General features: G+C 53.8%; 1 protein-coding gene (cut by a window edge). It reads left to right on the top strand.

The window, feature by feature from the left end:
- Positions 1–16,923: the 3' portion of a TcdA/TcdB catalytic glycosyltransferase domain-containing protein gene (locus ACOMHB_RS10820; protein ID WP_448216627.1), read on the top strand. The gene continues 10,587 nt to the left of window position 1, outside the view; the window shows 16,923 of its 27,510 coding nt (coding positions 10,588–27,510); the start codon falls outside the window, past its left edge; it ends in the stop codon at positions 16,921–16,923.

Raw genomic sequence — 16,923 nt, 5'->3', positions numbered from 1 at the left:
AATCTCATCACAAAAGTGGATGCTGAAGACGGCGAATTGCTTGCACGCAGTCAATCAAATGCTAATGAGCTTATTAACCCTGATTATCCTGATATGCTCCTGTCTACGGATATCCATGAGGGTCGCTCTATCATTGAAATCATTACCGGGCCCAAACCGCTCTCGGCTTATCTCAGTGAATCCTCAGCTTTATTTCAGGCGACCAAGACAATGGTCTCTGTTTTAAGAAAAATACCTGAGGGTGGTTATACCGTAGGCGATTTAGTTAGGGCTTATAATGACGAGCTACTTGGCAATAACCCCAGAGGTAATTCAGAAGATTTCAGGTTGCTCACCCTTGATGAATATAGAAACAGTCAAGTTTCATTGCTGCCTGACATGATGGAGGCAGCGATAGCGGCAGAAGCACAGATACCGCCTTATCGTATTCATGTCAATATTGGGGTCGATCTTGGTTTGATTGGGGATATTACCTCCTATATTCCCAATCTTTTTGTCTCAAAGACAAAAGACATATTAAGGAAAGTTTTTCATTGGTGCCAGTATAAGGCCTCTGTCATTTCAGAAAGACTGAACCTGAATTCTGACTTGCTGAAATCCATGTTTACCATGCATTTGTACAAGCAGGCATTAGACAGTTCAACCGACAATTTTATGAGGGGGAAAATGAATATTCCAGGTACCCCTATCAATAAAATAAGAGGATTACTGAGACTGGGTACCGCTGATTTTTTAATGACTGTCATCTCCGATTCGGAGGCCGCCCAACTTAAGTCAGCCATCCAGAATTACGGCTGGCAGGCCTTTACTTCGTTGCTGCAGGAAACGGTCAATGAACTGGCCACGGTGGGATCTGAGGCTGAAGGGCTTGGCAGGGCGTGGAAGGTTCCCAAACAGCGATTGCAAGTCAGGTTAAAATTGCTGTTCACCGACCTGTTGGATCATCGTGTCGAACATGGGAAGATGGTTATCCCCCCTGGTGATTTCTCAGGTTATTTCGAATTACCCCAAGGCGAAAACAAAGGACCGAAGCTGGGTTACATAGATGTCATAAGTCCACTCTCAAGACATGATGTCACTTATTATGTCGATGACGAGGGTCAAGAGCATTTCCTCGGTACCATGGAGGTTCGAAAACTCTGGCCCAATCTCGAAAACATGGCTTTTTCCCCTCCCGAGCCTTACACGACTTCGATTATAAAGTCCGTTCAAACCCCGGGGTTACTGGGAGCAGACCCGGAGATTGACGGGGTTTTTTTAACAAAAGCCCAATTCCTGGTCAAATCTGAAAGCGAAACTCCGGATTACCAGCGTTGGGTGAAGCAGTCCATCCTCGACCGTCTGGGTCAACTCAGCCACGCCAGGCTCAAGCATGTAATCCGCACCTTCGTCAACCGTCTGCAGGAAACCCAGGACACAATCCAACAGGACAAATTGGCCCGGTTGCTGCTGACTGCCAATCTAAGGGCAATAACCGGCGGGCCGGCAGGATCAGCCTGGGACACTCTGGCGCAGTTGCAAAAAATGCAGTTGCAAAAAATAGTCCCGGTGGATTTTCAGCGGGTAAGCCAGGATCAACGGCTTCCTTTAGCAACCACTGACAATCAGGCCCGCCGGAAACAGCTGGCAGAGCTTTTTCTGCCCATTGAGTTTTATACAATCCTGGACTTGTTTCCTGCTGATGAAGGTAAAGCTTTTATTATACCGGTGCTTAAATCGGGGGAGATACTGTCCGGGTACGGAATCTCTCTGAGTCGTGTGTTTCAGGAAATAACGATTGTCTTTAACGCCCAATGGCACTCGTACCAGAGTCGCCTGAATAACAATCCGCTGACCCTGACAGTGGGTACAAAAGACTCGCTGCTTGAACACCGTAAAGCGGTTTCCATAGGAAAGCTGTTCGCCATAGCCCTGTTAAATCATCCCGATGTCGCAGTGCTCAAGCAGGCCCAAAAAGCATTGCGGGCGACCTGGGGGTTATCAGCAATCATCACTGGCCGCAGTTATGGCCTGAGCAAAGGACTGACACTGGCTGCTTTGCCAGACCAGCAAGCCCCCCAAGACAGTAACAGCAAGGTGCAAACGGGGCCTGCTCCACTGGTGCAGCTTACCGACATCGGGACGGTGATAAAAGACAGCGCATCGGGCCGGATCATCCTTGAAAAGATAACCGACACTGTTCCCAGACCTGCCGGATCGGACAGCACAATGCACGAGAGTCCGACAAAGGTCAATGGCTCACCATTGACGACTCTGAAATGGCTTGGTGCCGAAGGTCAACCGGGATTGCAATGGCTATCGGCCCCGTTGTCTCTGGATGAACTGGACACCCACAGACTTTCTCTGGAAGCCGACTTTTATGGGAACCCTGAAGGGCAGTCCATTGACTGGACAAAAACCACCGGCGGGGCAGACACCGGAATCATCCTGAGGTTTCCCTTTGAGAATCTGGATACGCCGGTGTTCGCGGCACTGTTTGCTGACAGTGACAGCCCTGAAGGAGAAAGGCTGCTGGCCAGCCTGAAGTCAGCCAGAGTTATCGCGACAGCGGTTATCCCCCCGGCCTCAGGCGATAACAAGGCAATCCATGCTCAGTTAAAATCGCTATTTACCCTGTTATTGTTCCGGCTGTCGGGGGACGACGACTCTCACGAAAAACCCCTGTTTCCGGGAATAAGGCTGGCAGATTATATCCATACCTACCTTTCCGACAGTGCCGTTGCCGCACTCAGTGGCTACATTAAGCGCGTTGGCCTGCAACAGGTCAGCAAAGAACTGGCAGCGAAGCTCACTGTCCTGGCCCAGCGGGATACCCCGGACCTGCAGGCAAGCGTCAGGATCAGAGACCTGCTGGGGATGGCTCTGGATTACCGCCTTGCCAACGGCGCCGGGCTGCTGCCCGGCACGCTGCCGGACGAGTACTCGCTGCCCCTGAAGGATAACCAAAAATCCAGGGAACTCTGGACTGGCCGGATGTCAGCAGACCGCACAGCGCGACCTGTCGCCAAAAACGCCGATGGCCATTATCTTCTGGACCTGGCCCTGCCGGGTCAAACCGGCATGGTGAAACGCCTGTTTCCGGGAACCCCGGCAACCCCCGATAACCTCCAGAGCCGCCTCAGGCTGGCTTTGCAACCAGACCGGCTTGGCCATGATCCGGAAATTACCCGTGCGTTTCTTGAACTGGCGATGTCCAGTGTGGGTAAAGCCGGCTGGCCGTGGTTTTCGGAACACTTTTCCTCATTGCCCCAATTGCAGCGTTTCGCAGTGGTGGAAGCCTTGGGTCAATATCGCTTGCAGTATCCGGAGGAAGATATTAAGCAGCTGGCCCGTGTTCTTACCAAAATCCAGCTGGCTGAGGTGAACAGGCAGATCAGTCAGGATGATCAAGCCGGGACACCGCCGGCTTTTCGCATCAGGAGTGTGCAACCCCTCGCAGATGGAAGCCATCGCTTCAAGCTGGTGACCGACGCGGGGATTATGCCTGTCCTGGCTGACTCTCTGGAGCCAGTGACCGGACTGTTGACTCAACAGCCATCACGCAAACCGTATCCGCAATGGATGCTATTGTCGGCCAGTTCACACAGCAGCCAGTTCCCAGGGGCATTTCTGGATACACACCACAACGAAAGACTGTACCGACAGGCCTTGCGGAACAGCCAGCTGGATCCCTACCGCTACCGTTACCAGCATGATGTCGAGCGGTTTATTAGAATTTTCAGTGATTTTTCACCGGACATCTATCGCCAGCGATTCCAACAGCAGCACTCGCTTGACCTCAGTGTCGGCCTACCTGTTCACTGGCAGTTAAATCCCCATATTATCTTGCAGGCGTCCCGGTTGCAGGTCGGTGATAGCGCTGTAACTATTGAGCTTGGGATGAAGGATAACCCTTCGCTAAGACACGGATTATTTGACTCAGTCGTCAGCATGTTTTACGCCATAGGTCTGGCCAAGAGTGTAGAGGCTGTTGATACTGCCCTGTTCCAGTCTGGCTGGCCTGAGGAAGCCGGGCGACTGGGTCAACTGGGCAACACTATTGGTTATGATTCTGTCCGGCAATGGGATTTCCTGCCTGCGGCAATGAACCGGGATTCAATTGCACTTTATCCTGACCCCGCTGGATCATCCATCACTCGGGAACAAATTAAACAAGAGGTGACATGGCTGTTCAATCAGAAGTCTGAATCATTATCATTGAGACTTGAAGCGCTCTTTGAGTGGATTCAGGGGCATCAGAATGACCAGAGTATTCAAACCTTTACCAGAGCACTCTATGAGTTTGAGCGCGACCTGCCTGATGGTGAAAGAACCCTGTTCAGGAAGGCTTTCACTGATCAGCAGATCAAATTACTGAAGGATGTTCTGACGCAGCAGGCCCCTCACCAGTGGGAACTGATTGACTACGTAGACACACTTAAAACAACGCCCGATTCGCAGGCCCCAACCAATGCCAGCGGGTTTGCTTCATCGGCGTACTGGCTGATTGAGACTGACAGCGACAGTGACAGTGACAGTGACAGTGACAACGACGGTGGCAGGAAGTTGAGGATTGTCATCTGGGACCCTGAGGCGCAAGACAACAAACGCTGCCGACGTGGGGTCGACGGGTGCAGAACTCGCCTGCTATCAGCAGAAAATCTGGCGGACCGCCCCTTTTTGGACATTGACAGCACGGATATCAGTAACACCGATACCAACAAACCTTATTACAAAGTTGAGTTCCTTAACCACAACGATGAGCTGTACCGGGTGCTCAGGCGCTCAGACAAGGATATCACTGCCACCCCCCTGGGCCAGGCTTCCGTTTATGACAGCATCCACGATAGCAACGACTCCCCAGCTGAGCGGGTGTTTTCAGACCCAACATTGGCCACCACGTCGGTGGCGGTCAGGCGTTCCGATGGCAAGGTTTATCAGCTGATTTCGGAAGCTGACGGTCACTACCGGGCAGTGAGTTTGCAATCCGGAGATAAGCTGTTAGCGTCGTACGACAGTAACAGCAAAACCCTTATTCCGGTACTGGAAAAAAACGACCATGGAAAGACGATTTATGGCGTGAAACTGGACGACGCCGCCGCAGGGACAAACGGGCTGTTCAAACTCACCCCGAAGGAATCGCTGAAGGATCAGTTAGCCGCCGCCCGCCACTGGCTGTCAGCGAGCAGTTCCGAGCTACGGACGCTGACGGGCACAGACGACAGGATAGCTGTGATCCTTCCTGCCGACTACCGCCCCGGCCAGAAACTGGCGAATCAGGCCGAACGGCTCTTGTCAGAACTGAGAGTCTTTGTTGCCAGCTCCGCCGGACAGCGTCTGGTCAATGCCCTGGGGTTCCCCGGCAGCTTCATCAAACCCGCCACTATGACTGAGCTGGACAGTCAGCTGCTGCCCGGTATGAAGCCCCCTGCCCCTCTCAGGCTGGTGATCAGGTTCGGCAAACAGGCTCTTGCTGACCGGGTGGTACCCTATCGCTCCGGGGACAGCGGGGACACCAGTGGCAACCGGCTTGTGGTGCTGAAGGTTGACCCGGCGGTGTTGACCGGGCAACGCAGTTCCACCAGTAATTACCTGGGGGCATTGGCCTCTGTCCTGAAGGATTTATGTCGGGCAGCACTGGTCAGTACTGATCAGGCGAACTCACCAGCCATCGCCATGACCTGGTTGCAGGGGGCCAAAATCACCAGTGCCCGGACGCTGCTGCAACTGGAAAACCAGCTTCGTAAGCAGTATGGCCTGCTGCCCGTGCTGGCCACGGCATCAGCCCATACCCCTGTTCAGGAGGTCACCTCAGCGGGCGGGATAACGACTGTGAAAAACCGCCATCGGGTCCGCATTGCCTATCAAGCCATTGCTGAGCCTCTGTCCGGCTTTGGCCGGCTGCTGGGGGATATGGAAACCCGGCTACTGTTTCAGCGGGTTCAGTACCATTGCAACCAACGGGTTGACCGGTTATCCGACGCTGGTCGTGCAGGGCTGGGAAACCTCCGCTCACTGTTAACGCAGCTGGCCTGGAGTGGGCTGGTCAGCCAGCGCATGGTGACATCGCAGCCTGCACTGCTGGCTGATCCGGCGGACGTGGTCACAGCCGTGCTTGATGACAGTGAGCTGAAAGCACTGGCCGGGATCAACAACCTCGCCGGGCAGCTTGAAAAGGTGTTGACCGATGCTCTGAAAGACCGACGGGGCATCGCCTTCACAGCGGCAGAACAACAGGGATTATTGCGCTGGCTAAGCCGTGCAGAGGCGGTTCTTACGGACGCACAGGCCGTGCGCAAGGAATGGGCTGACCCCGGACAACTTCCCCTCGCTGCGGATTCCCGCGGCAATGTACCGGTCACCACTGGTAACCGAAAAACCCTTGCCCTGACCAGCACCGGGCGGCAACCGGTCACCCGGCTGAATGATCAGCCTCTCATTGCTATTGAAAGCCAGAACGGCCCCCTGTCCGCTCCGGCAGGCGATGAGCTTAGCGGTTTGCTGGCCCTGTTGAGACAGGAGTCACCTGACAGCCCGCAGGCTGTCGCTGCTTTAAGGACCGAGCTTGGTTGGGCTCCAGCAGTTACCGACCCCGACTATTACCGGGACGCGATCAAGCGTACTCTGTTATCACTGTCCCCACAGCAGGTCAACAACCTGGACGACACCCTTGTTGATGTGCTCAAAAAGCCATCCCTGACCGACGGTGAGTCGCTGCTGGCAGAGTATTTTTTTCACCGGCGGCTCAGGGGGCTGGAACCCACAGACCCAGCCGGGTTGCGGGCGGATGCCCTGCGGGCCAATAAATGGCTTGATCTCCTGCAAAAAAATCCGCCATTGCTTCCGGGACCCGGCTGGGAGCCCCCGGCTTTCACCCTCGATACCGGGTTGGGCCGTTACCAGGCTCAGGTTCAAACCAAGGACGGGCAAAAAACGTTCACGCTGGGTCGCCGGGATGACCTGGCTTTTTCCAACCGGGGGCCCGGCTACACCCTGACTCACAGCGAAGGCGACCGCAAGCAGGTCTTTCGCCTCCAGCTTCCTGATGGCTGGCCAGACCGTCTTTTGCCGATCAGGCTGGTTGTCCACATGGAGTTTTATCGCAAGCTGCAACGCAAGGGCAGAATTGGCAAAGAGCAATTACAGAACGACATTCAGTTCATTGCCCGGGGGATGGGGGAGCCTCGTCTATCGCAGCTTCTTCAGGCGCTGGTGCAACCCGTCAGGGATGCAGGCATTGCCGATATTAGCCCTTTTAAAATAAAAATCAGCCCCAGGCCGCTCTGGCCGTTGGTGGACAGTCGTGTCGAGGTGAGTGAGGAAAACAGTGCCCACGCCCTGTTATTGCTGGGCACGAAGAACAGGAACAGGCCATTTATTTTCCGGGAAACCCTGACCAACCTGGTGGGTGCCAGTCTGTTGAAGGCCCTTGAAGGTGGTGGAGGGTCGCTGACAGCCTTGCGCCAGCAGGTGCGCCAGCAGTTCGGGATCAACACCGCGACACTGCCTGACAAGGAGTCGCGTCCCTTGGGACTGACCCGTCAATACGCACTGACTCTGGCGGTTGACCCTTCAGGCACAAGCCTCTATCGGCAACTGGTCGCAGGCCATCATAACCTGCTGTTAGCCAAAGGTACGAAAGCCGATTATCGCCGGGCATTGGCGTATTTAGAGTTGCATGATAAGACCAGGATTCAGGCAATAAGGGATAGCCTTGCTAAAGGGGAAATTACAGCCAGTGACCGTGAGAAAAAACTTTTCAACGAGGTTGTCAATGATAAACAATCCTCAGCGCCGCCCCTGGTTCCAGATGGCTCTGATAATACCATTGCCTCCTACAAGGCCTTGCCCTCCACCTCCAAGCTGGTCAACGTGGATTACCGGGCCCTCTGGAGCGTCGGTTCCGGTATAGAATCCCTGCTCGACGCCAGACTGCTGGGGTTAAGTCGGGCGGCGGCAGAAAATTTCCTGTCCCAACAGATAGAGGTCGCTAAAAAGCATTTCAGACTAAAAGTCGTTGCCAGCACTTACCTGAAGTCACTGCTGGTTCATTTTATCTACTGGAAGATGGAGCAGGTTCTGGGTGACACCGGCCAGCCAGCCAGCCGGATACACTTGGGAGTGACCGATGCGGTAACGACCATACTGCCTGACGGCGATATCGATGACATCGCAAAACTGATGTACGTTGATCTTTGGTTGGAGATAAATACGCCAGAGAGTCCGAGGATATCCACTCTCGTCGCATTGGAAAAAGCCTGCACTTTTGTTGCCCGGGGACTCGGCTGGAAGTCTTTTGACACTGGCCTGCTGGCCAATCTGAAGCAAGATGTGGACACCGTATTCCGTAAGGCGGTAGCACTGCGACGGCGCGTCGGAAGGCCGTTCCAGTTGCCTGTTAATCAACAACCGGACGCCCGGGGTAAAGAGCCCACGTCTGTGCAGGCTTTAGCGGGGCAGGATCAGATCATTGAAACCTTCGCCAGCAGCCCTCGTTATGCGGTTATGGCGGATGGTAAAAGGCGTTATCTGAAAATAACTCCGGCGGGCCCGGGCAATCCTTTCCCGTTCATGTCACCCCAGTCACAGGATGGCCTGAAGAGGCTGTTATGGCGGCCTCTTAATCCGGGCAAAAACGCTGCAGCCACTCAGGCTTACCTGTCACAGCTGGCACGCCATTATGAGGCTTTTAGTGAACTGAAGGACATTAACATGACCGGCCAGGTCAATGGCGTTATTGACAAGATGGACCATGTCACCCGGCAGCAGTTTGCCGATGGTTTCCTGCACTATGCCCGGCAGTCAGCCATCCCGGCAGGTCTGGCTGAAACCATCGCCGGGAAGTTACTTGCGGCAGAGGTCAGCACCCTGGGTTCTCTGCCTGAAACGATTTCTACCGGGCTTTATCAGCGGCTCAACGGGCTGCTGAACCTGGCCGGGAAAAAGGAATTTTCACTGACCTCTGGCGACCTGAATATTCGGGTGCTGACCAATCCCTCAATCACCGCCGATGCCTCCTACCTGATGCCTGCCCAAGGCACGCTGATGCTGGGCAATGGTGACCCTGACAGCCCGCTGACCGCCGCCGCAGCAATGGCTCTGCTGCAGGCATGGGAAGCCCGGAAACCGGAGGATCAGGCAAAAACATTCCTGGCCCTGCATCAGAAGCGAATCCGATTGCCAAAGGGTGTGGAAAGCCTGTCACCAGAGTCGCTGGTCAGCGAGTTCACAGTTAAGGAAGGCAAGCTGGCACTCTCCGGCCTGCTGGAACGTCTGACCAGCTTTATCGGGCTGGCGGACGGACTCAAGCGGGAGGGCTCCTCCGGAGCCCTTAATCTGGCCAGAAAGATTCGCCAGAACGTCGCCGACGGCGTTGCCGCACTCAGGCGTGATATTGATTTTGGCCAGATGGCTGAGCTGGTTGATATCACCGAGCGTGATTTTAGGAGGACCTTGCAGGCACTGGACAAGACCGGTTTGCCAGCCGGTCAGGCCACAAGACTGCCTGATGCAAACTGCGTGCTGTGCGACGGCTCCGGACCGGTCAAGACCGCGATGGCCCTGATAGACCGGGTCAGCAGTCACCTGGATGCTATTGAAGCCAGTGATCGCTTCACCCATGTCAAACAGAGTGCCGGTGACAAGGGGTTGCTGGCAGACGCCTTCCTGCTGCTGGAACAGGGACGTTTTGCGGCGGTGGTCACCGAAGACATTATGGACAGCCCGGCGTTGCGCAAGGAGCTTCTTGAACTCTTACGACAGACACTGGCGCAAAAGCAGGAGCTGAGTCCGGAGCAAGTCATTGATCGGGTGGCCACTTTGCTCAATGACTCGGGCTACAGTGTCGACGACACCCGCTTTGTCAAGCAACAGCTGCTTGGCAACCCGGAGTTCATGGCGAGCCTGCGGACCCGAAAAGGCCAGGTCGAGGATGGCCCTGAGCCCGGCAGCCCGGGTGACACCCGACTGGGAGGCGGGTCGAAAAAAGTGCAAGGGAAGTTCATGCGCATGCTGGATAAGCTGGATCGCAGTACAAAATTCAATGCGGGCAGGGTGATGTTCGGCGGAGCAAGTTCCGTCTATGGCCTGGCCATGGCCTCGGTGTCACTGAATAACCTGGCAAAATACGGAGACGAGATGCCTGCTGGGGCCAGGAACATGGCCTATGCAAGTGCGAGCCTGGGCACCGTCAATTCGGTCTACGGCATTACCATGAGCGCTAACTGGGCGCTGAGCAAAACCCTGGTCAAGGCCAACAATCCGGTAGGGGCCATTGGCGTCGCGTTAAAGCTGGGCCCGAAAGTGTCACGAAATGTGGCCAGGGCGATACCCGTTATAGGCGGTGTCGTTTCGGTGATGCTTGGCGCTTCTTCACTGGTCTCCAATGCCAGCAGCGCCGATGCGGCAAGAAAATCTGGCAACCATAAACGGGCGGCTATTTTTGGTGCAATGGCCGCTTTGGATGCCATTACCATTGGCCTTGATGTTCTCAGTACAGCGCTGGACTTCATCAATCCAAAGCTGGGTATTATTGTGGACGTAATCAGTCAACTGCTGGGTTTTCTGCAAACGGCCCTGGCGGCCCTGGCGCCGCCTCCCAACGCCAGGGAGGATTTCAGCGTTGTACTGGAGAGCGATAAATTCAAGGAATATCTTAATGAACAGGCCGCTCACTTTGAGAAACAGGGCTACCGGTATTTTGTGCTCCACCAGGATGCCACGGGTTGGCTTGACCAGGATAATTACAAGGAGAACCTTGAGACGTTGAAGAAATCCTTTCTCCGGTTTTTGGATGGTAGCAAAGGAGACAAAGGGCTTGCCCTTAATGATTTTACCAACGAAAGGCGAACCACAAGAGGAACGTCGCTGACGGACACCATGTACGCCGAGAAAGGGTTCAAGGTGTTTTATGGGCTGGGTGGTGATGACATCCTGATCATTAACGAGGGAGAGCTGTATGGCGGTACAGGCAACGACCGGCTGATCCTGAAAAAAGGCGTGGCAAAAGGGGGCAGTGGCAATGACGATATACGGATTGAAAAGTCAGGTTCTGCCCACGGGGACAGTGGTGATGACGTTCTCCGGATTGAAAAGACGGGTACTGCTTACGGGGGCAGTGGCAACGACATTATCCGGATTGAAAAATCAGGTACGGGTCACGGTGACAGTGGCAATGATGTTATCTGGATTGGGCACTCAGGTAAGGCTTATGGGGGATACGGGGACGACACTCTCTACCTGTCAAAGATCGGTGGCATTGGCTATGGCGGGCCAGGAAACGATCAGATTTATTACGGCAAATCCCAGTATGGCGACTCGGGTGATGACCGGCTTATTGACAAGCTCGGCGCAGTCGACCAATACGGTGGTACAGGTAATGACCGTCTTTCGCCGGGGTTAGGCTATGCACGGCTTTTTGGCGGACCCGGAGATGATACGCTTGTCCTGCCCAGCTTCTCGCTTCCTGTTTTCAGCCAGGGACCAATAATAGGCAATTTCACGGCTCACTATAGTGTTGGTCGTTATACCTTGGGGCTCGGTGAGCAATCATCTAAAACCTCGGGTATCAAGTTTCACTACCGTCATGATTACTCTAAGCCATTAGTCTGGGTTGACTTGAAAAACGGAAACTGGCTTAACCGTTTTTATCGTTATCTCGACTTTCAGGGGTTGGACCGCGACCACCCGGATAGCCAGGAAACAGGCAAAAAATCCGTTTTCGATGTTTTTCATGTATGGCCTTTCGCTAAGTCATCGATGACTAAGGAATTGATGAACCAGCTCAGACCCGACGCCAGTCACACAGGCATCAATCGAATTTCTGATATTTACGGTAGGCAGCCTTACTTTTACCTCGGCAAAGTTCCGTACGGCAGCGCGCGAGAGCAAGTTCACCTCTATTTTTCGCTCAAAGGCGTTTTCGTGATGAAAGCCGACCGTTCCCTGTTGTTTTTCAAAAAGGACAGCCTGCTCAGGGCCAGTGAAAGTAACAAAGCCATTAAATTCTTCGCCACCCTCCTGGACTGCCTGGTGACCGGGGGCCTTGTTCAGGGTATGGAAAATCTGGTGGGTTCCGAAGACGGCTCAGAAGTTTACGGGACTGACCAGCGCAATAACATTTATCTCAGGGGCGATGAAAATAGTAACAACATAGTGAATGCGCGAGGTGGTGACGATTTTGTCTATGCCAGCAATGGCACAGACGTAATAAAACTGGGGGCGGGCAATGACCGGGCGGTGTTGAGCGATCAAAATGCGGTGCACGGTGGCCCCGGCACAGACACCATTTCCTACGTGGTTCGAAAGGAAAATCTTTGGCTGGATATGACCAACCGGGATCCGTCATCGGGAGAGGTGGTGACCGGTGTCGAGGTCATACAGGACTCCCCCCAGGATGACAGGATCAAAGGAAACCATGAGAATACGGTTTTCATGACCACCGGTGGCACCAATATCCTGGACGCCGGAGCTGGTAACGACACGGTCATCACTAACGGCGGAAAGACGTCTGTCTGGCTGAGAAGCGGTTTTAACTCCGTGCTACTGGGCGATGGTCACCACAAGGTTCACACGGGCATTCATGCCGACTCAATCAGGGTGAGTGGCAACAACCTTGTTAACCAACAATTTTACGTCCACAAACCTCAGGAACCTTCGACAGGAAAATGGCCGGTCCTGGTCATCCGCTGGGGACGATTTGGTGCCGGGTGCATCCGGCAGCACAAACAGCTGGCCAGCCTGACAGTCAACCCGTTCAGCGAGCGCATGGATCTGGTTTTCAGCAAACAGAACCCCAATGCTAACGTCACTCTGGACTTTAACACCCCCAATATCCCGTCTGTCACAGTCAGCCAGGTTAATACCCACTGGTACCGGGAGGATTTGGCCAAAACGGGCCGCTGGCAGTTCATTGACGGGGATGTGATGAAGCTGGGCAACACGACCCTAACTGGTTTTGATTCAGGAAAAGATGTTTGCAAGGTCACCAGGGAAGTGGACACCCATACCTTTTCCAGAGCACAGATGCTGGCATTTTTGAATCGCTACCCCGGAAAACCTTTAGGTGAATTCCAGTGGCCTGACAAGACTGAGCTGGAGAGCCTGGCTAACGAAGGAAAAAACCTGGGCGTCGGCCTGCACCGCATTAGCAGTGAGGAAAGTAATAATATCAGCCTGGGTATTGAGTTTCGTTTCGACTCTCCCAGTTGCAACCCGCGTACTGGTCCTTTACGCAAGCTGACCCTGAAGCCGAACCAACAACAGGTGCTCTTTGAAGGCGTAATCCCGGAAGTGAAGAAGCGGGTCATGTCCTTCATGAACGAAGATGCCATTATCGCTTTTAAAGCAAATCACACACTGACTTTAAAATTGGTTAACACCCGTGCAGACGGTCGCAGGCAGCATCTTGGCCGCCATAAGGTATCAGAAATAAAACCGGTCTCAAAACAATGGGACGAAATGTTTCCCGGTCAGCCAGTGGCGAAAGCCTTGAGCATGTTGGAGATACATCATACCTTTCACAGGAATACGACTTTTCTTAAGCTATGCGAAGCCTCCAGGCCGTTTACCAGCTCTGCGATCCTACCGGGTGCTCACCTTGACCTGTCTTCAGACTCACACTCTGGCGTTCCTATCATTATCGGTGGTCCGGGCAATGATCGGCTAACAGGTAATCCCGCCACGGATAACATATTGCTTGGCAAGGGAGGGCGCGACATTTTGAAGGATATGGGTGGCAACAACCAGTTTATTGTCGGCATGGGCAATACCACCGTGATGGCTGCCGGAAAGGGACACAATCGGCTAATACACGACAAGTCTGCCGTACTTTATGGTGCCCGGCTCCTGCACAAAAGCGCCAGGAATCTCAGTATCAAGGTCGTCTCAACGTATGAGCTGGATGGGATGAGCGTCAATGTCACGGGGGGGATCGCACAGACCCGATGGCGAAATAAGGAAACGGACAGCTGGCGTTATCACCAGACCCTATTCAATGGCATCAGCCAGATTGACGGGACTTCGGGAGATGATACCTACTTTGGCAGCAATGGTACGGATATTTTCAGCACCGGGGGCGGTTTGGACAAGGTGCACATGGGGGGCGGAAACGACCGGGTCATCATTAACGCCCGCTGGCAAAATGGTACTACCCTGGACGGCGGCAGCGGTGCCAATACACTGCTCTTTGATTTGCCCAGCAGTCGTCGTGTATCTGTCGACCTGAGAAATGGTTTAACGGTCAGGAACTTTATCCTGGAGGACACCGGGAAGGGCAGGATAAAATTTTCCGGTGACGATAAAGATAACATTTATGTGTCCAGAGGTTCTCTGTACAGTTTTAATGGCAGGGGAGGAGATGACTACCTTTTTCTTCTGGAGCAGCCGAAGATCACCCATTTAAACGGTGGTCCGGGCACCGACACGATAGATTTCAGCCAGATGACCATCGAGCCGCATTTTGTCCGGCTCAATCTGTCTTTAAGAAAAAAAGCAGTGAGCTTTGCCTGTTATGCAAGCGATTCGGGATCCTGCCCTCCTGATAAAAACGTCAAAGGTCATATGTCTTTTACGGAAAGGTCGCCCAAACCCAAACCCAAACCCAAACCCAAATCCAAATCCAAGGGCATTTTCGAAACATGGTCGACAGCTATCAGTAATTTTGAGATTTTCAAGGGCCCCGATTCCGGCGATATGTTCAACATTCCGGCCCTTGCCGGTATTACCGTTGATGGCGGAGGTGGCAATGATACTTTCAGAATTTCCTCTTCCGACACTTGGGGCAATAGCTCAATCACCTCCACTATAGGAGGAGCTGGATACAACAAACATTATGGCAGCCAGAAAGCTGACCGAATGGTGGCGAACCTGGGGCCTGACCTGCTTTCCGGCAACCTGGGCCCGGATATTTACGTTATTTATCCACAGGCCAATGGCACCCGGATCGTCGACCGGGACAACGGAAATAGCCTGATATTGCACGGAGTCCAACCCGAAAAGCTGGACTGGCGACTGACCGGGAATTATACCCATCTGGAAGTGAACAACGACGGACATTTCTTTTTCAGCATCGATTTAGGGCACGTTCCCCACTGTGTGCGCGAAGATGGCAGTTTGGTCACCGGGCACTTTATCAACAGCCTGGAACGGCATATCTGGCGCCTGACAACCATTGATCCGGCCAACAACGGAAGCAGGCTGCTTAACGGCAAAAACCTTCGAGACTACTATCACGCCGAGCTGACTGTGGATAAACGACTGGATAGCACTTATCAGCTTGGCAATCTTACCGAGCCTGTACACGGCGGGCCCGGTGATGACGAGTTCTTCGTCTCAGGTGCTGTCAGACCGGGGGTTGAGCTGTTTGGAGAGTCGGGAAATGATATTTTCCACCTCAAGAGCAGTGGTGCCAGTGTCCACCCCGGTCCTGGCAATAACCTTGTCAGTCTGGAGCTGGAGAATGCAAAAGAAAAGGGTACGCTAAAGCTATTCTTTGCTCCTTCTTCGTTTAACCGGGTTCGTATGGCTGGTGTCAGCCTTGCGGATGTGCAGGCAGCCAGCTGGCGTTCGCTGGATCTACGCAATGCTCCTAACAGCGGTGACCAGACTCGCTGCCCAGCGGGCTTATCCCGCCTGGTGCCTCCTCCGGTCACCGGCGGCAGTTTTATCCTGGCAGCCTGGATTCGCCGGGGCCTGCCGCTGGGTAGGCGAACACAGGCCGGAAGCACACTGATTCATTTTGCCGGGGCTGACGGCTCTGATGTCATCAGCCTGAGTCTGAAACCCGGGAAACTGGAGATCAGGCTAACGGAGGCTGCCAGCGTCTTCCATCGAAGGGTCAGGCCATTTTTTACCTCCCCCAACCTGCATCTGGTCATGACTATAAATGACAGTGGTTTTCTAACCATCTACCGGAATGGCCAGATTGCTCTGGCAACCCGGGCCTTCAAGCCAGCCAGGAAAATTCGGACGCTGAACTGTTATGCCGCTGACAAACTCATCATCAACCGGCGTCTGCCGTCGCCTGAAGGGATAAAAATGATGGCGTCCGGTGCCGATCCCCTGGTGAGAATAGGTACTTGGCAGGACCCTGACCGTATCTACGCCAATGGCTGGCCAGACAGCCTGGAACTGGATGACAGCATTCTCGATGACAAGGTAAAAATTGCTCAACGACTCGAGTCGGGTTATTCACTTTCAAAGCAAACCATCCCCGGACATCAGTACCTGATAGATGAAAAAAGCACCGTTTACCACTTTGCTGGCGATGACTTCTCTGACACTGACCAATGGCTTCTGGCAAACGCCACAGGCACGGCTGACCAGCTCGAAATTAATACCCATGACTGCCAGAGATTGCGCTATCAAAAGTCGGACGAGGATCTTATCCTGACTGTCAGGCCTAATCATAACCTGCTGAAAAACAGTGAAAATAGCACCAGGCCGATCAATGCCACCCAGAGCCTTCGGGTGCAAAATTTTTTCAGTGAGGGAGGCGAGACCATAGAGCGCCTGATCGTCAATAACAAGGTGCTCAGCATGAGCGAGGTGTTTGCAAAAGTGGACAGCCCACAGTCACGTGGCAGGCGCTCACTGAGTGAGAGCAGTGAAGAAGGTGCATTGGCCGCTGAGGAAGCAGGCAACGGAACCCAGTCCTTACTGGTCAGGATCATTCGCAAGGAGCAACAGCTGGTGAATTACCTGGGCAGCCTGGCTGGAGGTAAGAAAGACGACGCTGACACAGGTGGAGCCGAGAGTGAACGACCTGAGGTAGCGAGTCTGAATGACACCGAATTGAACCGAAATTACCAGCGTCTGGTTCAAGAACTCAACGCCCTGTCAGGCAATCGCAGTGGTGAGAGCCCGTCGTTTACCCCATCGGCAAGCCAAAGATCGATGCAGAACCTGACGACTCCGCAACCTTCGACTAGGATTGGTCAAGACTAA

Source organism: Endozoicomonas sp. 2B-B, assembly GCF_053470045.1.
The sequence above is the reverse complement of the archived record's forward strand: the minus strand, read 5'-3'. Positions and strand labels throughout refer to the sequence as shown.